Consider the following 19076-nt stretch of genomic DNA (forward strand, 5'->3'; position numbering starts at 1 on the left):
AGGGCAAAATCCACCGTTCTGCCCCTTTTTGGAAAATCACGGTTTTCTAAGCCAACAATGCGGCAATATCCTCTTGGTCGAGACTTTTCATAAAGCTTTCTTCCGTACTGATCAGTTCACCTGCCAGCGCTAGCTTACGATCCTGCAGAGCCATGATTTTTTCCTCAACAGATCCCCGGGTGATGAATTTATAGATGATGACCTTGTTTTCCTGTCCTATTCTATGGGCTCTATCTATGGCTTGGGCTTCCACAGCTGGATTCCACCAAGGATCAAGCAAGAACACATACTCAGCTTTGGTCAGATTCAGGCCGACTCCACCCGCTTTTAGGGAAATCAGGAATACTTTGATCCCTTCATTTTCCTGGAATTTCTCCACCTGGGCCTGACGATCCTTAGTGGCACCGTCCAGGTATGCATAGGGGATTCCTTCCTTCTCCAGATATTCTTTTACTATAGCCAAATGCCTCACAAACTGGCTAAACACAAGCACTTTGTGCCCTTCCGAGATCGTGGATTGGAGCATATAGGTCACATCTTCCAATTTGCCCGATTCACCTTCATAGTCATCTCTGACCAGTTTGGGATGATTGGCGATCTGACGAAGCTGAGTAAGGCCGCGCAATAGTGTGAATTGCTGATTATTTCTCCCCGTACTCTGGATATCTGAAATAATCTTTTCACGATAATAGCTTTTTACCTCTTCATATACTTCCTCTTGCGCAGTGGTCATGTCAGAATACTTCACGTTGGTGATTTTTTCCGGTAAATCGGTAGCTACCTGCGATTTCAATCTCCTCAGGATAAAGGGCTTGATCATCGCATGCAGCTTTGCCGACTTGTCTATATCCCTTTGTTTCTCTATAGGTTGTAGAAACTGTGTTTTAAAGGAGTTCTGATTTCCAAGAAGTCCCGGGTTGATGAAGTTCATCTGGGACCAGAGGTCCATGGTACTGTTCTCCACAGGTGTACCGGTGAGAATCAGTTTTTGCTTGCTTTTCAGCTGATTTACCGCTGCGGCAATATTGCTTCCAGGGTTTTTGATTGCCTGGGATTCATCAAGTATAATATAGTTGAAATAGAAATCCTTTAGCACTTCTACATCCAGTCGGGTGATGCCATACGAAGTCAATACCAAGTCATACTCTCCAAATCTCCAGGGGTCTTTGATACGTTGAGTTCCGGAATAAACCAGGATTTTCAGGTTTGGTGTAAATTTCTTTGCTTCTAGTTCCCAGTTATAAATCAGCGAGGTAGGCATGACCAACAAGGATGTCAAGCCGGGGTTTGCCTCCATTTCATGTGCAAGCAATGCCAGCGTCTGCACTGTTTTACCCAGACCCATATCATCGGCCAGACAACCACCGAATTTGAATTCATTGAGGAATCTCAGCCAGTTGTAACCTGCATGCTGGTAAGGTCGGAGCATGCCTTCAAAATTTGCAGGAAGATCGTAATCGGCTATTGATTCGAAGTCTCTCAGCCTTTCCAGTTTCCTGCTGAGGGTAACCTGTACGAGATTTCCCAGCTCCATCTCCCGTGCCAGCGCCAGGTGGTGCTTGCGCAGAACCATAGCGTTCTCGTCGCCCCGATCTTCCATGAAATTGAAAAGCTCGGAGTAATTCACAAACCAAGATGCAGGGATTACCGCTATTTCTCCATTGGGCAGTTCAAACTCCGTTTTTCCCTGGAGCAGCAGTTTCCTGAGTTTGGCAAATGGTACTAGGTACAGCCCAAACTTGATCAGTGCCTTGACATCAAACCAATCAATGTTCTCATTGACCTCAATGGAAATCTGGGCCTTGCCAATATTATAGACTTTCCCTTTGGCGTTCGGTTTTTGTATGATTTTGATTTTTTCTATGTCTAGGAAGTCTTCGTTTTCCCCCAGCCACTCAAAGGCTTCCGTCTTTGGAAGCGCATCTTTGCCCATCTTGAATTCCAGCCCCTTGTCCCGAAGTAGCTTTATGTAGGCTTTTTCTTTCTGGGTACTTCGGATAGTCTTGTAAAAGGTGTAGCTATCGTCACCTTCTTCCAGTCTTACGGAAGCTCCATGTAATTCCGAACTTGGCGTCTGTACCGGAAAATCAATATTGCCATACTTGAAGCGTAGCTCGAACACAATCTTATCCTCCTCAAGTCTCTCCCCATCTTCCCCAAAAAGGTTCTTTCCTGTTCCTCCAGGGAGGTCACTGATATTGATAAATACCTCCGGTGTACCGCGTTCAATATTTATATCAAATCCAACTGACTCCACATCAAACTGGGAGATCAGATTTGCCATAAAGCCACGATAGTAATTTGGCTCTATTCGCTTGTCAATGACAATGAATTTTTTATTGAGAAAAGCCTTGAGTTTTTTCCCGTCTATACCTTTTTCGAAGTGATAAAGCTGTCCTTGGACAACGAGCCAACCAGGTTCGTTACTGATGAAATAGCCGTTCTTATATTGCCAATCAAGCTTCTCCCCTTTATATTTTATGGTCGGCCAATAGTGTGTGTTTTCTGCATTTTTATGAAAATGGAATAAGACACTGGCCCGCTCAGCATTTACTTTAATTTCCCTCCAAACAGGGTTTCCGTCACTGCCCATCTCGAAAAGCCGTTTGCCGATCAGCAATGGCATTATCTTCGATCGCTTCTTCTCGATCACTACTTCTAAAGCTTCCTGTGTTTTTTTATCCTCAGTTTTGGGATCAAAAATTTTGGTCAAATACTCCTTAGGACGGATATTTCCCCGCTTGATAAAAGGCTTTACGACCACTTCCGGATTCATGGAATCCATAATTTTGATCAATTCATAGTCTGTTTTATCCAGACCTGAATCAAATTCGCTTGCGTTTGCAGAGCTAATATTTTGGTAGGCCAAGGAAAGTCTCCCCTGCGAATCTATTTGTACTACAAATGATTCAAGGAGAAGACCTAGATACTCATGGCTATAAATAGAATATACTATCTGAAAAGGGCTATCAGAATTTACTATCATATATTTATCGGATTGACAGAGCTTTCAGAGATTAGGAATTAAGCAAAAGAAGGCTAAGTCGGTGTTAATAATCCCAAAAAAGGGTAAACCAAGTTGAAAATTACAAAAAAAACCGCTCAAATTCATCTATTGGGCAAACATTCTGCCTGAAAAGATAAAAAGTCCTTCAAATCAGAATTTCTGACCCGAAGGACTTTACTTGAGTTCTTACCAGAATTTATTCAGTGATCTGACCCAATTCTTTTTCCTGGGCTTGCTTACCTTCTTCCTTTTTTTCTGGGAAAAACCTTCCTTGGAATATCAAAATCATCGCAACACCTATAAAGATAGAAGCATCGGCCACATTGAAAATCGGCCAAAGCGCAGTATAACTTCCTCCCCAAATCGGCAACCACTCGGGAAGATACCCTTCCCAAATATCGAAATAGAACATATCCACTACCTGACCGTGAAACCAGGGTGTGGTGGCATTATAGGGTGCATTGTTTAACCAAACCCCATAGAACACAGAATCTATTAAGTTGCCTATCGCACCTCCCAAAATCATCGCTATGCACACCAAATAGAGACGAGGCTGTTTTTTCTCAATGATGTGATAGAGGTAATAGCCTATGCCCACCATGGCGACTAATCGAAAGGAAGTAAGAAACAACTTGCCGTATTCTGATCCCAGCTCCATGCCGAAGGCCATTCCCGGATTGGTGGTGTAATGCAGTTTGAACCAGTCTCCGAATATGGGAATCTGTCCAGGAGAGCCGAAATCCATCTCGAAGTGAACCAGCATTTTGACCGCTTGATCTATAATGATCACCAATAATGCGATGCCAAAGTATTTTAGGTATTTATTCATTCTATACGTTTTGCTATCAGGCTTTTTCTACCAAAACAGCTAGTTCAAAATCATCCATATCAAGTAGTGTGGCACCATCTACCTCAGCAGACAGCTCCAGTTTCAACGCCTGAACTTCGGTTTGGATATATTCCCCAAAGGACTTTACTGCATTTTTTACCAGTTCATTATCATCTCCGATGGTAATGTTGATCTTGTCCTGTACTTCCAGCCCCATGTCTTTACGTAGGTTTTGGATACGGTTTACCAGGTCTCTTGCCGCACCTTCCTGCTTCAATTCATCAGAGAGGGTTACATCCAGTGCGACAGTCACACCTTGATCCGATGCCACAGACCAGCCAGGGATATCCTGGGAGGTGATCAAAACTTCTTCTAGAAGAAGATCGATTTTTTCTCCATCCAGATCTACAGAGATTTTACCTTCACGTTCTATTTCAGCGATTTCCGACTGGTTCCATTGATTTATGGCAGCGACTACAAACCGCATTTTAGGGCCTAATTTCTTACCCAACAGAGGCAGGTTTGGCTTCACATTTTTCACCAATATACCGGAAGCATCATCGATGAATTCTATTTCCTTGATATTTACTTCGGATTTGATCAGCTCATCCAAATGCTCGATCTGAGCTCGTGTTTTTTCTTTCAATATCGGAATCAAAATACGCTGCAATGGCTGACGCACTTTCATTTTCTCCTTCTTTCTCAGAGAGTGTACCAAAGAAGAAATCGTTTGGGCAAGCTCCATGCTTTCTTCCAAATCGGTATTGATCAAAGCAGATTCTGCCTTATGCCAATCCGTCAAATGAACAGAATCTTTCGAATCAACTCCTGACTCAGTCAGATTTTGGTACAGCCAGTCCGCATAGAATGGTGCAAAAGAAGACATCAACTGGGTAAGTGTGAGCAAGGACTCATATAAAGTCTCGTATGCTGCCTGCTTATCCGCATTCATCTCACCTCTCCAAAACCGCTTTCTCGCCAGCCTTACGTACCAGTTGGAAAGCTGATCTATCGTGAAGCTCATGATCGCCCGAGTAGCTTTGGTCGCATCATAGTTATCCATCGCTTCCTCCACTTCTGCGATTAAGGACTGAAGTTTGGAGACTATCCACTGATCCAATTCTGCTCTCTCTGACACGGGCACAGCCTTGGATTTGTCATAGACAAAAGCATCCAGATTAGCATAAAGCGCAAAGAAATTATAGGTATTCTGAAGCGTACCGAAGAAGCGTCGCTGCACTTCAGTCACTCCGTCCAGATTAAACTTCAGGTTATCCCAAGGATTGGCATTGCTCAGCATGTACCAGCGCACTGCATCCGGCCCGTATTCTTTCAGTGTTTTGAAAGGATCCACCGCATTGCCCAGTCGCTTGGACATTTTATTGCCGTTTTTATCCAGGACAAGTCCATTTGCAATTACGTTTTTGAAAGCCACACTGTCAAACAACATCACCGCAATGGCATGAAGCGTAAAAAACCAGCCACGGGTCTGATCCACACCTTCGGCGATGTAGTCAGCAGGGTAATTGGCTTTGAAAATGTCTTCATTCTCAAAAGGGTAATGCCACTGCGCATACGGCATAGCTCCGGAGTCAAACCATACGTCTATCAGATCCGTTTCACGGAACATCTTTTCACCTTTGGCGGATACCAAAATCACGTCATCCACGTAGGGACGGTGTAGATCGATCTCCTTGCTTTCGTAAGGAGATTTTTCCATAAATCCCTTTGCAATGGATTCTTCGATTGCTTTTTCCAGCTCAGCGATAGACCCTATGCAACGCTCCTCATTACCATCTTCCGTTCTCCAGATAGGAAGCGGTGTACCCCAGAATCGGGATCTGCTTAGGTTCCAGTCCACCAGGTTTTCCAGCCAGTTGCCAAAGCGGCCAGTCCCTGTAGCCTCTGGTTTCCAGTTGATGGTTTTATTCAACTCCACTAATCTATCCTTATAGGCAGTGGTTTTGATAAACCAGCTGTCCATAGGATAGTAAAGCACCGGCTTGTCCGTCCTCCAGCAGTGCGGATAGCTGTGCTCGTATTTCTCTACCTTAAAGGCCTTGTTTTCATTTTTCAGAATGATGGAAATGATCACGTCGGTATTTTTGTAATCCGCCGCACTCTCATCATCCTCCGTATAGTTTTTCACATAGAAATCATCTACACCATATTCTTTATGGGAGGTGATTGCATGTTCAGCTATCTTTTCTACCAGATACTCGCCTACAAGTGGGATGAATTTCCCCTGCTTATCCACTATAGGAAGGTCTTTTCCCTGCTCGTCTTTGACGAAGATGCCAGGCACATTATTCTGTGCCAAGGTTCTAAAGTCATCCGCACCGAAAGCTTTGGCAAGATGGACAATTCCCGTACCGTCTTCAGTGGTCACATAATCTCCGGAAACCACTGTGAATGCCGGATGGGCGAGCGCCAAACCTGCTATAGGGAACAGTTGCTCGTATTCCCAGCCCAGCATATCTTTTCCTTTGAATTCTTCGATCACTTCGAAAGGGATCAGTTTGTCCCCGCCGTTGTAATCTTCCAATTTCAACGCTGCAGCCTTAGGATTCAGGTAGGCATTCATTCTGGCTTTCGCCAAAATCACCGTGCAGGCATCGTAGGTATAAGGATTGAAAGTCTTCACTTTCACATAATCCAAATTTTCTCCAATTGCCAAAGCCGAGTTGGACGGCAAAGTCCAAGGTGTAGTCGTCCAAGCCAAGATATAGGTGTTCTCCTGATCTTTAAGTTTGAACTGTGCCGTGATGGAAGTGTCCTTTACGTCCTTGTAGGTTCCGGGCTGATTGAGCTCATGCGAACTCAAACCCGTTCCCGCCGCAGGAGAATAAGGCTGAATGGTGTAGCCTTTATAAAGTAGGTCTTTCTCATAAAGCCGCTTCAGCAAGCTCCACAAGGACTCGATATATTTCGGCTCAAAAGTGATATAGGGATCATCCAGATCCACCCAATAGCCGATTTTCTCAGTCATTTCATCCCATTCATTCTTGAATCGCATGACCGTCTCCCGGCACTTTTTATTGTACTCTTCTACAGAGATTTTCTTACCTATATCCTCTTTGGTAATGCCCAATTCCTTCTCGACCTGCAGCTCCACAGGCAATCCATGGGTATCCCAGCCGCCCTTACGCTTTACCTGAAAACCCTGAAGCGTTTTGTACCGGCAGAAAACATCCTTGATCGCACGCGCCATCACGTGGTGGATTCCCGGTGTACCATTTGCCGAAGGCGGTCCTTCGAAAAAAGTAAATGTCTCCGCACCGTCACGGTTGGCTACTGATTGCTCGAAAACCTGGTTTTCTTTCCAGTACTTCAATACAGATTCCCCGATTTCGGGATAATCCACTTGTTTAAATTCCTGATATGTCTTCACTGTATCCTTTCTTAAGGGCAAGTAGGTGATAATTAATTTTTTGGGCGTGCCCCCGTCTGAAAAAGCCGGGGTCGGGCTATCCGCTATATACACTTCGCTTCACTCCGTGTATGCCGCTGCTATCCCTCACGCAATCAAGGAAACATCCTCCTCAAAAGCAGGCACAAAGATAGGAGAAATCCCCCTTTCTGGGAGGGTCAATTGGAAAAAATGGAAGGAATGCTGTTTTGAAAATAAATTAATCTCACTAGACAACTTTACTTTATGGCATATTCTAACTCTTGGTTCTTGATTCTCGGCTCTAGCATCTTGCGTAGGCCTTGCTACTTACCGCTAATCACCAATTCATAGCTCACACTTCGTCCCCCTCCTTTTGGCAAAAACACACCCAATTCAGACAAACCCTGCAAATCACGGGTTGCCGTGGCTTTGGAAGCTTTGGTGATCGCCATGTATTTCTTCGCAGTCATGCCGCCTTCGAAACCCGCAGGGCCTTCGGCAAGCATGCGATTAATGGCTTTGGTCTGACGTTCATTGAGTACATCCTTGAAGCGGTCAAAGAATTTGACTTTTTGGAGTGTGAAATTGATCAATTGCTCCGCGCTCAGCAGTGCGTGATAGACCGTATCTGCAAAATAGTCCAGCCAATCCGAGATTTCGTTGGAGCTCTGCCCACTTTTGAGCGCATGGTAATACTCATTTTTCTTCCCCTCTATCGTGCTGGAAAGACTGATCAACGTCGCATGCCCTAAGCCTTGATGCAACGCTTTTTCTGCCAATGCGCGACCTATTCGGCCATTGCCATCTTCGAAAGGGTGAACTGACTCAAAGTACAAATGCGTGATAGCTGACCGAATCAGTGGATTAAGTATCTCTTTTGTATTGCCGGGGGCAGTCTTGTTGAACCAAGAAATAAAAGAGCCCATTTCTACAGGAACTACTGCTGAAGGCGGTGCTTCAAAATGGATAATCTCTTTCCCAATCGAGCCCGACACCACTTGCATTGGAGCAGTATCTGCCCGCCACTGCCCGGCACTCACGTAGCGATTGCCTTCCATGAGCAGTTCATGCCAGTCGAAAAGCATTTTTTCTGTTAAGGGTAGAGAAAATTCCGACCGTACCTTGATCATCAACTTGGCAATACCTTTGGCGCGCTGATCCTTGACAAGCAAAGGCTGCTCCTCATGAATACCCAGGTTCTTTTTGATAGAGGACATCACATCCAGTCGGCTGAGAATCTCGCCTTCGATCTCTGAGGTTTTGATGGCCTCTACGACCATCATTTCCAGTAGCAGTTCTGTCTGATTCCCTTCAGATAAACCAGTGAGCACACCAGATAGTTGACCGGATTTCATGAGAAAATCAGGCAGTATTTTCCCAGACTTTCCTTCCTTATAGGTGAAGTTTGGCCAATCCGACTGTTCCCAATTGTAACTCATGAGCCAAATATACAACTTATTCGGCTCAAAAAATATAAAAATATGAGCCGAATAAATGAATTATTCGGCTCAACTTACAAAATCCTTCTGATTATCGCACTTTTACACCAAGAGCATTTCCATTTAACCCGCTCTTCTTAAATTTCCAATTCAATTGGTTATAACCCATACTATGAAACTTAGCTATACACTATTGACAGGCGCTTTGGCTCTGGCCTGTGCCTGTTCCTCGCCAAAAACTGTAGAAGAAGAATCTCCAAAGCTTTCGGGCAATCCTATCTTCGAAGGCTGGTATGCCGATCCCGAGGGAATTGTCTTTGGAGATGAATACTGGATTTACCCGACCTATTCCGCAGGATATACTGATCAGTTGCATTTCGACGCTTTCTCATCCAAGGATCTGGTGACATGGGAAAAGCATGAAAACATCCTCGACACTGCCGCCATCAAATGGGCCAGACAAGCCATGTGGGCACCTGCCGCAATCGAAAAAGACGGGAAATATTACCTCTTCTTCTCTGCCAACGATATACAGCGGCCAAGCCGTCCTGGCTGGGATCCGAATAATGACATCAATCATTTCGGTGGATTAGGCGTAGCTGTGGCCGATTCGCCTGGAGGGCCGTTCAAAGACCATATCGGCGAGCCATTGCTTTCAGAATTTCACAATGATGCCCAGCCTATCGACCAGTTTGTCTTCAAGGACACTGACGGCACCTATTACATGCTGTACGGTGGTTGGAGCCACTGCAACATCGGTAAACTCAACGCTGATTTTACAGGATTTGAACCTTGGGAGGATGGAGAGCTTTTTCATGAAATCACTCCTGAAGGCTATGTAGAAGGCCCTTTTGTATTCATAAGGGAAGGGAAATATTACTTTATGTGGTCTGAAGGAGGCTGGACAAATGACAGCTACAAGGTAGCCTATGCCATGGCTGATAATATCACTGGCCCTTGGGAAAGAATCGGAACTATTCTGGAATCTGATACTACAGTAGCCACCGGAGCCGGACATAATTCAGTAATCCAAAAGCCAGGAAGCGATGATTGGTACATGGTCTATCATCGTAGGCCCATCCCCAATGAAGGCAGAGATCATCGGGTAACTGCCATTGATATCATGGAATTCAATGAAGACGGCACGATCAAGCCGATCAAGATGACGTTTGAGGGAGTTGAGGCAAATCCGATCAAATGAATTTCCCGAGACAAAAAATCTGCCGTGATATTGTCACCAAAACCATAGAACAAACATCACGGCAGGATTGCCTTACTTGAAAAATAAAGAACAGTTTAATCCACTTTATCATAAAGCAGCTCACCAATACACATAGCTTGAATACTTGATAACATATCGTTGCATTCGAAGACAATACCTAATTTATTTCCATTTTCAAGTTCTCTAAGAACACCACTTGACTCTCTAAACGTAGTGGAGATTTCTTGAACCTCTAGATTAGCTAGACTATCAGTATATCCATCAGGATAATCCTCATAATTAACTGCATAAGTGTCTGTAACCGCAATTGAAAAGTTTTCACCTCTAAGCAAGTAGGTCCCTTTTGTATGATAAGAATATCCTAAATCAGGGCCTCGCTGATTTTCCCGGATAATCTGGAAATTATCAAATGTTCCATTTGAATTAAACTCGTACCTGTTCACATACCAAAGCCCTGAATCTGTGTTTTGTTGGGAATTTTCATAAATTCCATTAATAAAACTTTGGGGGATTGGATCCTCGTCCTCTTTACAGGAAGTAAAAAGGACGGTAGCAAAGAGAAGTAAGTAAAGTGGTTTAAGCATAACGAAAGAATTTTTATTAGAAAGAAAAGATATTAACGTTACGTGTGAAATTGCTCATACGCTACAATAGTATTGTCATTTATTTTTTAGTTGTTATTCTGCTAACACTATTTGGTAAAGAGAGTGGGTTTTAATCCCACATATACCACTAAACAAATTTAAATTGGCTACCTTTTTGTCTTAAATCCATTTAACCAATTGACTAACAGCTATGAAAACCCTATCTACACTAGTGTTGGCTGCTTTGGCAATGATTGCTTGTGAAGGAGCTAAGAAAGACACCCCAATTGATGCAGCATTTTCCCCAAAGGAAGAACATATAGAAGCAATAAATACGGAATGTTTTCAGTACCTCGGGGAAAAGGACACCATGAGGCTCACTACTCATGTGGATGGCACGAACATTACCGGGACACTTGATTATTCCTTTTTCGAAAAAGATAAAAACTCAGGGACTATTGAAGGAGAAATTAGAGATGATATGATAATCGCGGAATATACTTTCCAATCCGAAGGACAGATCTCAAAACGTCAAGTAGTCTTCAAAAACACTGATGAGGGTTGGAAAGAGGGTTATGGCGAAATGAAAGCTGTGGATGGTATTCCAGTCCAGGTCAATATCGATTCTCTTGACTTCAGCCATACTATGGCTTTGACTCCCGTCCCATGTGACAAATGAGCCTTGCTTGATTTTGGCTTTCTCACTTCAATTTCCTAATTTCTAATCTGATCGCACCCAAAATCACCTTTTTGTAAGCTGAATATACCAGCCTAACGTTTTACAAACCTTTTTGAAACAGCGTCTATGAAGTACTATGGTCGATTGATTATTCCTTTGCTGATTACCCTTGCGTTGGCTTTTTCAAAGCTTTACTATGGATCTATAACAAAAGACTGGGAAGGCATATGGTCTTTTGTTCCCCATATCAATACTGTTTTGATTATTTGTGGATTTACCTGGTGTCTTCTGGTTTTGCTCCAGATCTTAAAAAGAATTTTTATCAAGCAGTATGATATATCCCAAGAAGATAATCTCAAAGCTAGAAAAGTACTTACCCAGATTAATATACTTGTCAAAGTAGCGAATTTTGTGGTCATCCTTTTAGGAATAGGCCTGATCCTGATATCATTCGAATCTGTCCGAAAAGTTGGTGTAGGATTTTTTGCATCTGCCGGGGTGGCCGGAATTATTATTGGTTTTTCTGCCCAAAAAGCCATAGGTACATTGATAGCCGGGATTCAGATCGCCATTACCCAGCCCTTTCGTCTGGATGACGCTGTGGTAGTAGAAGGGGAGTGGGGATGGATAGAGGAGATTAATCTGAATTATATCGTTGTCAGGATTTGGGATCTGAGGAGATTGGTGCTTCCTACCACCTATTTTTTGGAGAAACCATTTCAAAACTGGACAAGAACTTCTGCCAACCTCCTGGGATCGGTCTTTCTTTATACAGATTACACGGTGTCTTTTGATGCGCTACGGAAGGAACTGGACCGTATTTTGGAGACCACTTCTCTATGGGATAAAAAAGTCAAAGTACTGCAGGTATCTGATGCCAAGGAACGCACAGTGGAGATACGGATTCTAGTAAGTGCGAAGAATTCACCTACCGCATGGGATCTTAGGGTATATGTCAGAGAAAAAATGATCGAGTTTATACAGAAAAATTATCCAGAAAGCCTTCCAAAAACCCGGATAGAAATGTTTTCGGCCAAAAATTCTTCTGAGTAAGAGAAAATTAATCCTATTCATTACCTTATTAATAAAAATGTGCCGTCCCTAATGATTTTATCTCCAGAAGCAGTTATGAAGATTCCTTTGAAAACGTAATTTCCCGCTGGGGCATTTTCCCCATTCCAAGTCCCGTCCCAACCTATAGATTCCAGACTGTCTGTCTCGTAGATTAGTTCACCCCATGTATTGAACACAAGAAAGCTTATAGAAGCTATTCCTTTATATTCAGGTTTAAAATAATGGTTTTTAGTACTGGCAGGAGTAAATGCATTGGGGAGTATGATCATGTAGTCATCACTCACTTCCACTATTTTCTCAATTGAATGCGCACAACCAATGTCATCTATGGCTGTTAATACCACAGGATAACTCCCTTTAGAAGAATAAGTGTGAGTTGGGTAATCTAAATTACTTTCGTTGCCGTCTCCGAAGCTCCAATGCCGTGAAACCACATTCCAGGAGGAGGCATCTTTAAATTCCACGGGCTGGAATACCTGTAGATCCCCATTTACCTGTACGCTGCCCTGCCCTAGATCCACTTCATAGGTAAAGTCGGGCTCTAATAAGGTGTCTGCTATAGTCACTTGAATGGTATTAGTAGCCGACCAGCAGCCAAAATCTTTATAACTACTCCTTACTGAATAGACCCCCTTCTGCGTTTGCGTGTATATTTCATCCATTGGAATAGGATTCCCGGTAGGATCCATGATTTCATAGTCGAAAACCAAAGGGTCAAAATCATTGATAAAATCACTCAAATCGACAGATCCATTTGGATCACATACAGCTACAGGCTTGGTTGTTTTAAGAGTGGGCACATTAAAAACCCTGACTTTTATATGCTCAAGTGGCGATGCGGGCAAATTTTGGTAGGAGACTCCCACATAGTAATTATAGGTTGACGCTTGAATGTAATTACTAGCTGTTGACTCATATGTCAGACCTACTATTGTCATACTACCATCTGCGTTAAGTTGATGTTCTATACCATCATCTATTCCTGAAAAGATTTCCACCGTACCATTGGAATCATGATACCAAGTAACATCAGGAGAGTCATCGGCCGGATTTAAGCTTGCCCAGACTGTGACAGGCTCACCCTCGCAGATTTCCATGGTACCTGGATCATTTACCTGCGCATTCAAAGAAGCACTTAGCAATAAAATAAGGCAAAAGGAATAAAAAGATACAGTATGTGAAGCTGTTTTTAGCATGTTCCGACTTTTCTCCTAGGTAATCCTACTCGCCTGGATGAAGGATCTGGTTAAAATTCTATAGTTGCATGGCATCGGTATGGATTTCAGATGGGAAAAACGTATTGATGTTATCTGAAGAGTAATCATTGTGTTTGCCATTCATTAGCAATAGGGCGATTTTATGAGTTAAGAATCAAACCGTTTTCAAATAACAGTTATGCTTCAACTAACTAATATTTGAAACAAGGAATAATCCTGTCCCTTAGATTCCTGCTTTTCTTATCGCCCCAAAGGAAGGAATAGGTCATCGATATCTCATGTGCCCCACCACTGTTTTTTTGCCCAAGTTTAGAGATAGTCACATCATAGGAATACCCTATGTCCAGTCCATTTTCGAGAGACACACCTATCAGTCCGATGATTGACTCATTATTCGGGAGATTGTTTTTAGTCGGCAATCCCCTATACCATAACCCCAAAACCAACGGGTCTAAAAACAATTGGGCGCCCACATCCAATTGATTGAAAGGATCCTGTTGCTTATAGTTGAAGGCAAAGGAAATAGAACGTTCGGCATAGGCGTGGGTAAAGTAATTTCTCCGTCCTCCCACTAGGTCAAATTTAATTCCGCCCTGTGCGGATAATTTCATCGGTAATCTGGATATCTGGTCATCTACGAATGAGGTGTTGGGCTCCGAAAGATGATGTGCGGAAGCCCCAAGCCAGATTTTATTCGAGTAAAACATCCCTCCAATACTGTAGTCAACAAAACTATACCGGCTATCGATAGGGATGCCATTGAGCTCATCCGTAATCCCTCCAATTATCCCGTTAACTATGTCGATTTGGGTACCAAATACCAGGTCAGAGAATAAAGCGTCCCGCTGCATATAACTGACCATCCCTCCCAGCCTAAAAAACATGTTCTCACTCAATTTCAACCGATATGCATAGGAAAGCCCTATCTCATTGGTGGAAAGCTTGGCCAAGCTTTCCTGGCTTCCATTGAAAATCAAACCAATACCACTGTTATAATCAAAAATATAGTGGTCTATATAGGCAGAATAGGAATTGAAACTCTGATCTAGACCTGGCCATTGGTTTCTATAGTTGATCCCGATGCGGGTCAGCTCACTGGCTCCCGTCAACGCCGGGTTTAAATAAAGCGGGGCAGCATAGAATTGGGAGTACTGGGTATCCTGAGCATTTGCATGTTGAAGAATGCAACAAATAGCCCCTATAGTTATGAATACATTAATTATTCTCCTATACATAGATAACCGTACCATCACCGTACAAATCTAGAAAATAGAGCACTGACAATGGTTAACTAATTATGAATTAACGTTTTGAAACTACTAGGGCTTAGGACTGAGGTTTTCAATCACAATGAGTTCCAAAGGACCTTATCAGAAATTGTTATCTAATGAGATCTTTTAAATTAATCCAACACACGATCAATAATTATACCAACGCAAAATCACAGATGGAATTACTGGATCAGATATCCAAATCTAACTGATCCTTGATCAAATCCTCGAAAACCTCTCTTTTTCTTATCAAATGAGCCTTGCCTTCCAGCACCAAAACTTCTGCGGGACGTAATCTTGAATTGTAATTGGAAGCCATGCTGTACCCATAGGCACCCGCGTTTTTAAACACCAACAGATCTCCCTTTGACACGGCGGGGAGCATTCTGTCCTTAGCCAAGGTATCTGTCTCACAGATATATCCTACAATATTATAAGCAGTTGGCTCTCCTGCCGGGTTGCTTAGATTATAAAGATCGTGAAATGCATCATACATCATAGGACGGATCAGGTGGTTGAGACCGGAATCCACCCCCACAAAGGTGATCTCGGGTGTTTTTTTGACCACATTTGCCTCTACAACCAAATATCCCGATTCACTCACCAGGTATTTCCCGGGCTCCAGCCAAAGTTCTAATTTCCTGCCATATTCCTCACAGAATGTCTTAAAGGCCGCTGAAACCTTGGTGCCTACCTCAGTGATATCGGTGGCAGGATCCCCTCCTTTGTAAGCGACCTTAAATCCACCTCCAAAATCCAAGAACTTCAAATCAGGAAAATTCATTGCGGCCTCAAAGAGCACATTCCCCCCTCGAAGAAAAATCTCCGCATCCAGTATGTCTGAGCCCGTATGGATGTGAAGACCTACGATTTTTATGTCATGTTTCTTGACGAGCTCAAGGATTTCAGGCAACTGCTGTATTGAGATCCCAAACTTGCTCTGGCTGTGTCCCACGGATATCTTGGCATTCCCTCCGGCCATGATATGCGGATTGATACGGATGCATGCCGGGGTTGCATTTCCATATCTTGCGCCAAACTCCTCCATCAGCGGAAGGCTGTCCAGATTTACCATCACCCCAAGTTTTACCGCTTCCTGTATTTCACGGAAATTCACCCCACTTGGTGTGTACATGATGTCCTTGGCAGCAAATCCCGCCAGCATACAGATCCTGATCTCCTCAATAGATACGGCATCCACACCTTCCCCGGCCTTTTTCACCAACTTCAGGATGTTGATGTTTGATAAAGCTTTAGTGGCGTATTTGATCTTCAAGGGAAGTTCGGCAAACGCACTTTGAAGGGATTTGATCTGGTTTAAGATCTTTTCTCCGTCATAGACATATACTGGCGTGCCATGTTCTTGGGCAATGGAATTTAAGCTTACTCCCTGAAGTTGAATAGGATGCTGAGATGCTGACATTATCTGAAATTTGCGGGCAAAGATAGCCAAATAACAAAAAAAGGAGGCATCCGCCCCCTGTTTTCATATGTTATAGTGTAATTAAGAAAACATTGTTTTCGTGCCTAAATATAGTTGAAGCTTGGGAAATTGACCTCCCTGTATTCTTATTTATATGGGTTAAATATTGTTAAGCTCCCTGAGTGGCCTGATTATAGGTATAAATTTGTAAAATGTCGAAAAGTAACATCATACTTATCGTTGTCTTGATGTCTCTGGCCAGCTTTGGTCTTATGGGATTCCAATTCTATTGGGTGAAAAATGCAATTCGTATCAATAGTGAGCGCTTTGAACAAAACGTTCACCAAGCATTGTCAAACACTGTGGACAAACTGGAAAAAGGGGAGACTTCTGCGGCATTTGAGTATATCATGCAGGACTCAATCATGAGTAGAACCCTTTTCGAAAAAATTGACCCGATTGATTTCAGAGACATTACCATCAATTCCAGACAGATTTATAGGACTAGACCTTCTTTGGTGGACTCGTTTTTCCAGGAACCGGCACCCAAAGTAAGCCAGACGTTCAGAAGAATACTCGAGTCACGGGGGTTGGATATGAATCAACTGGAGGATCTGGAGACTTTTTTTGCTTATATGACACCCGAATTGGCCTCTAAAATGTTCACTCCAGATGAAATGGAGGTACTACTCCAAGAGAAAGAGCGTCAGTTACAATATATAAGCAGGTTAGAGAAATCGGCCAATCAAGAAAGTCCTTCTAATCAAGAACCCTATTATCAGGAAGTTGTACGTGAAATAAACCTTGATCCAAGCCTGATCGAAAAAATAGCCAAGGCAAACAGGAAGATCGAGTTTTACAATAGGATGTGGAGTGAAATGGCAGCAGGTCAGCAAGCAATATTGGACAGATTAGACACTGCTCAGGTCAGAAAACTACTGAAAAACTACCTGTTTGAGCAGAATATTTACGAGGATTTTGAACTGGGGCTGCTCAAGGATGATGGACGTATCATACCCATAGGAAATGTCAATGCTCAGTTTACCTTAGTCCAAAAAGGAATCCAGGCAAAACTTTTTCCAAATGATATATTCGGTAAAGAGAATTACCTAACGGTTTACTTCCCCCGTAAAAACACCCGGGTCATCCGGGAAGTCTGGCTGCCGATCGCCAGCTCTATCCTTTTTATCACAGTGATCATTTCCTGTTTTATCTATGCGATTAAGGTAATCATTCGGCAAAAGGCCCTTTCGGACACGAAGAATGATTTCATCAATAACATGACCCACGAGTTTAAGACTCCACTGGCTACGGTAAGCCTGGCGGTGGAAGCTCTTCAAGATCCGGAGTTATCCAGTCAGGACAAGTTCCGAACCCGATATCTGGGTATCATCAAGGATGAAAACAAGCGGCTGGTCTCCCAGGTAGAAAACGTTCTGCAGGCTGCTGCGTTGGATAGGAAGGACTTTCAACTGAAAATCGAGTCACTGAATCTAGAGGATATCCTAAAGTCCACGGTGGATCATTTTGCTCTTCAAGTAGAGAAAAAAGGTGGTCATATCACCTTTAACAATACGATGAAAGACCCAATCGTAGAGGGGGATCTCTTTCATCTCACGCATATTTTCAACAATATGCTGGACAATGCCAACAAGTATTCTCCGGAAACGCCTATGATCACCATTGAGGCCAAAGACAGTGAGGAACAGGTGTTCATTACAATAAAAGATCAGGGAATAGGTATGAATAAAGACGCACAACGGAAAATTTTTGATAAATTCTACCGGGTTCCCACAGGAAATGTGCATGATGTCAAAGGCTTTGGTCTGGGGCTCTCTTACGTGAAAACCATGCTGGAAGCCCATAAAGGAGGAATTCAAGTAAATAGCGAACTTGGAAAAGGAAGCTCATTCACCATTAACTTACCTAAGAAACAATGAGTAAAGCAAAACTATTAGTGGTCGAAGACGATCCAAACCTAGGAGATATCCTACAGGAATATTTGGAAATGAAGGGGTATGAACCAACACTATGCCGAGACGGTGAGGAAGGTTGGAACAAGTACAAAAAAGGTAAATATGATCTTTGCCTGCTGGATATCATGATGCCGAAAAAAGACGGGTTTACCCTGGCCAGGGAAATCAAAAAGGTGGAAGAAAACCTTCCTATCCTCTTCCTGACGGCAAAAAACCAGAAAGATGATATCATCGAAGGATTGAAGATTGGTGCAGATGATTACCTCACCAAACCTTTCAGCATGGAGGAGTTACTGCTGCGGGTGAATGCTATTTTGCGCAGGACACACAAAACCGAGGACGTCAATCCTCTGAAGGTTTATACCTTTGGGGGTTTTGTGCTTCATTACGATGAACAGTTTCTGGATGGCCCGAAAGGCCGCCACAAATTGACCTCTAAAGAAAATGAACTGATCCGTCTTTTGGCTTCCGAAATCAACAACTTGGTTAACAGAAGCCATGCACTCAAGCAGATCTGGGGAGACGACAGCTACTTCAATGCCCGCAGTATGGATGTATATCTCAGCAAAATCCGCAAACTTCTCAAAGACGATCCCAAAGTGCAGATAATCACAGTACACGGTGAAGGCTTCAAGCTGATCGTAAGCGAGGGGTGATGCGATGTAGGCCAGGTGTCTGATGTTACCAGTCTTCAGTAAATTGCTAGTGGTGAAAAGTTAAAGGTGAAAGGTACGGTACTAACTGCGGCTGGGACACTTTACTTTTCACCACTTACTACTTCATCTTAGTACCTGCCTCCGATAGGCACGCTAGACTCTTGCTTCTTGACTCTAGACTCTTTGACTTTGCCTGAAAATGGTTGTCACTTATCTGTCAAGTGTCAAGTTATAATTTGTATTTTGATTTCATTCCTTTTCCTCGGTTGCTCGGGTATTCTTGGTTTGAGTTTTAAGTTATAATTAGT

Annotated in this window: 14 protein-coding genes; 6 read left to right on the plus strand and 8 right to left on the minus strand. The window is 43.1% G+C overall.

Features of this window, described 5'->3' with window-relative positions; all coding sequences use genetic code 11:
• Positions 1 to 46: 46 nt before the first annotated feature.
• The 4 genes from LZF95_RS24310 to LZF95_RS24325 all read right to left on the minus strand — a co-directional run bounded on the left by LZF95_RS24310 (position 47) and on the right by LZF95_RS24325 (position 8666).
• On the minus strand, positions 47 to 2986 hold the full coding sequence (locus tag LZF95_RS24310) for a DEAD/DEAH box helicase (protein WP_233757974.1): 2940 nt from the start codon (positions 2984 to 2986) through the stop codon (positions 47 to 49).
• 217 nt (positions 2987 to 3203) lie between these two features.
• Positions 3204 to 3836 (minus strand): lipoprotein signal peptidase, encoded by a 633-nt coding sequence (locus LZF95_RS24315; RefSeq protein WP_233757975.1) that lies wholly within the window; start codon positions 3834 to 3836, stop codon positions 3204 to 3206.
• 16 nt (positions 3837 to 3852) lie between these two features.
• The gene (ileS, locus tag LZF95_RS24320; protein ID WP_233757976.1) at positions 3853 to 7227 is read right to left on the minus strand and encodes an isoleucine--tRNA ligase; all 3375 of its coding nucleotides are present in this window, start codon (positions 7225 to 7227) and stop codon (positions 3853 to 3855) included.
• A 323-nt stretch (positions 7228 to 7550) separates the two neighbouring features.
• Positions 7551 to 8666, minus strand: coding sequence for a Fic family protein (locus LZF95_RS24325; RefSeq protein ID WP_233757977.1), 1116 nt, complete (start codon positions 8664 to 8666; stop codon positions 7551 to 7553).
• Between the two features lie 172 nt (positions 8667 to 8838).
• Here LZF95_RS24325 and LZF95_RS24330 point away from each other — a divergent pair, with 172 nt between their 5' ends.
• Together LZF95_RS24330 and LZF95_RS27820 are read left to right on the plus strand one after the other, a co-directional pair.
• A complete protein-coding gene (locus LZF95_RS24330; RefSeq protein WP_233757978.1) occupies positions 8839 to 9867 on the plus strand; it encodes a glycoside hydrolase family 43 protein in 1029 nt (342 codons plus the stop codon).
• Complete coding sequence (locus tag LZF95_RS27820) at positions 9864 to 9947, plus strand: hypothetical protein (protein WP_368670798.1); 84 nt, start codon at positions 9864 to 9866, stop codon at positions 9945 to 9947. Before LZF95_RS24330 ends, LZF95_RS27820 begins: the two co-directional genes overlap by 4 nt.
• A gap of 15 nt (positions 9948 to 9962) precedes the next feature.
• On the opposite strand, the gene LZF95_RS24335 is transcribed toward LZF95_RS27820, so the two are convergent.
• Entirely contained in the window at positions 9963 to 10472 is a 510-nt protein-coding gene (locus LZF95_RS24335) for a hypothetical protein (protein ID WP_233757979.1), read from the minus strand.
• Between the two features lie 211 nt (positions 10473 to 10683).
• Here LZF95_RS24335 and LZF95_RS24340 point away from each other — a divergent pair, with 211 nt between their 5' ends.
• Positions 10684 to 11151, plus strand: a complete 468-nt coding sequence (locus LZF95_RS24340; RefSeq protein WP_233757980.1) for a hypothetical protein — start codon at positions 10684 to 10686, stop codon at positions 11149 to 11151.
• Between the two features lie 126 nt (positions 11152 to 11277).
• Positions 11278 to 12204 (plus strand): mechanosensitive ion channel family protein, encoded by a 927-nt coding sequence (locus LZF95_RS24345; RefSeq protein WP_233757981.1) that lies wholly within the window; start codon positions 11278 to 11280, stop codon positions 12202 to 12204.
• 20 nt (positions 12205 to 12224) lie between these two features.
• Here LZF95_RS24345 and LZF95_RS24350 read toward each other — a convergent pair whose 3' ends face one another.
• The 3 genes from LZF95_RS24350 to lysA form a co-directional block, all read right to left on the minus strand.
• Positions 12225 to 13421: a PKD domain-containing protein gene (locus LZF95_RS24350; RefSeq protein WP_233757982.1), complete on the minus strand. Its 1197-nt coding sequence runs from the start codon at positions 13419 to 13421 to the stop codon at positions 12225 to 12227.
• A 212-nt stretch (positions 13422 to 13633) separates the two neighbouring features.
• Entirely contained in the window at positions 13634 to 14677 is a 1044-nt protein-coding gene (locus tag LZF95_RS24355; protein ID WP_233757983.1) for a type IX secretion system membrane protein PorP/SprF, read from the minus strand.
• A gap of 226 nt (positions 14678 to 14903) precedes the next feature.
• A complete protein-coding gene (gene lysA, locus LZF95_RS24360) occupies positions 14904 to 16136 on the minus strand; it encodes a diaminopimelate decarboxylase (RefSeq protein WP_233757984.1) in 1233 nt (410 codons plus the stop codon).
• A 212-nt stretch (positions 16137 to 16348) separates the two neighbouring features.
• Between lysA and LZF95_RS24365 the strand changes: the two genes are divergently transcribed.
• Both LZF95_RS24365 and LZF95_RS24370 read left to right on the plus strand, forming a co-directional pair.
• Positions 16349 to 18076: a HAMP domain-containing sensor histidine kinase gene (locus LZF95_RS24365; RefSeq protein ID WP_233757985.1), complete on the plus strand. Its 1728-nt coding sequence runs from the start codon at positions 16349 to 16351 to the stop codon at positions 18074 to 18076.
• On the plus strand, positions 18073 to 18768 hold the full coding sequence (locus tag LZF95_RS24370) for a response regulator transcription factor (protein WP_233757986.1): 696 nt from the start codon (positions 18073 to 18075) through the stop codon (positions 18766 to 18768). The genes LZF95_RS24365 and LZF95_RS24370 overlap by 4 nt, the downstream gene beginning before the upstream one ends.
• Positions 18769 to 19076 lie beyond the last annotated feature (308 nt).

Source organism: Algoriphagus sp. AGSA1 (assembly GCF_021390545.1).
Taxonomy (GTDB): domain Bacteria; phylum Bacteroidota; class Bacteroidia; order Cytophagales; family Cyclobacteriaceae; genus Algoriphagus.

Excerpts from the sequence above, each read along its gene's own strand:
- LZF95_RS24310 (WP_233757974.1), bottom strand. The coding sequence starts at position 2,986 with ATGATAGTAAATTCTGATAGCCCTTTTCAGATAGTATATTCTATTTAT.
- LZF95_RS24315 (WP_233757975.1), bottom strand. The coding sequence starts at position 3,836 with ATGAATAAATACCTAAAATACTTTGGCATCGCATTATTGGTGATCATT.
- LZF95_RS24325 (WP_233757977.1), bottom strand. The coding sequence starts at position 8,666 with ATGAGTTACAATTGGGAACAGTCGGATTGGCCAAACTTCACCTATAAG.
- LZF95_RS24330 (WP_233757978.1), top strand. The coding sequence starts at position 8,839 with ATGAAACTTAGCTATACACTATTGACAGGCGCTTTGGCTCTGGCCTGT.
- LZF95_RS27820 (WP_368670798.1), top strand. The coding sequence starts at position 9,864 with ATGAATTTCCCGAGACAAAAAATCTGCCGTGATATTGTCACCAAAACC.
- LZF95_RS24335 (WP_233757979.1), bottom strand. The coding sequence starts at position 10,472 with ATGCTTAAACCACTTTACTTACTTCTCTTTGCTACCGTCCTTTTTACT.
- LZF95_RS24340 (WP_233757980.1), top strand. The coding sequence starts at position 10,684 with ATGAAAACCCTATCTACACTAGTGTTGGCTGCTTTGGCAATGATTGCT.
- LZF95_RS24345 (WP_233757981.1), top strand. The coding sequence starts at position 11,278 with ATGAAGTACTATGGTCGATTGATTATTCCTTTGCTGATTACCCTTGCG.
- LZF95_RS24350 (WP_233757982.1), bottom strand. The coding sequence starts at position 13,421 with ATGCTAAAAACAGCTTCACATACTGTATCTTTTTATTCCTTTTGCCTT.
- LZF95_RS24355 (WP_233757983.1), bottom strand. The coding sequence starts at position 14,677 with ATGTATAGGAGAATAATTAATGTATTCATAACTATAGGGGCTATTTGT.
- lysA (WP_233757984.1), bottom strand. The coding sequence starts at position 16,136 with ATGTCAGCATCTCAGCATCCTATTCAACTTCAGGGAGTAAGCTTAAAT.
- LZF95_RS24365 (WP_233757985.1), top strand. The coding sequence starts at position 16,349 with ATGTCGAAAAGTAACATCATACTTATCGTTGTCTTGATGTCTCTGGCC.
- LZF95_RS24370 (WP_233757986.1), top strand. The coding sequence starts at position 18,073 with ATGAGTAAAGCAAAACTATTAGTGGTCGAAGACGATCCAAACCTAGGA.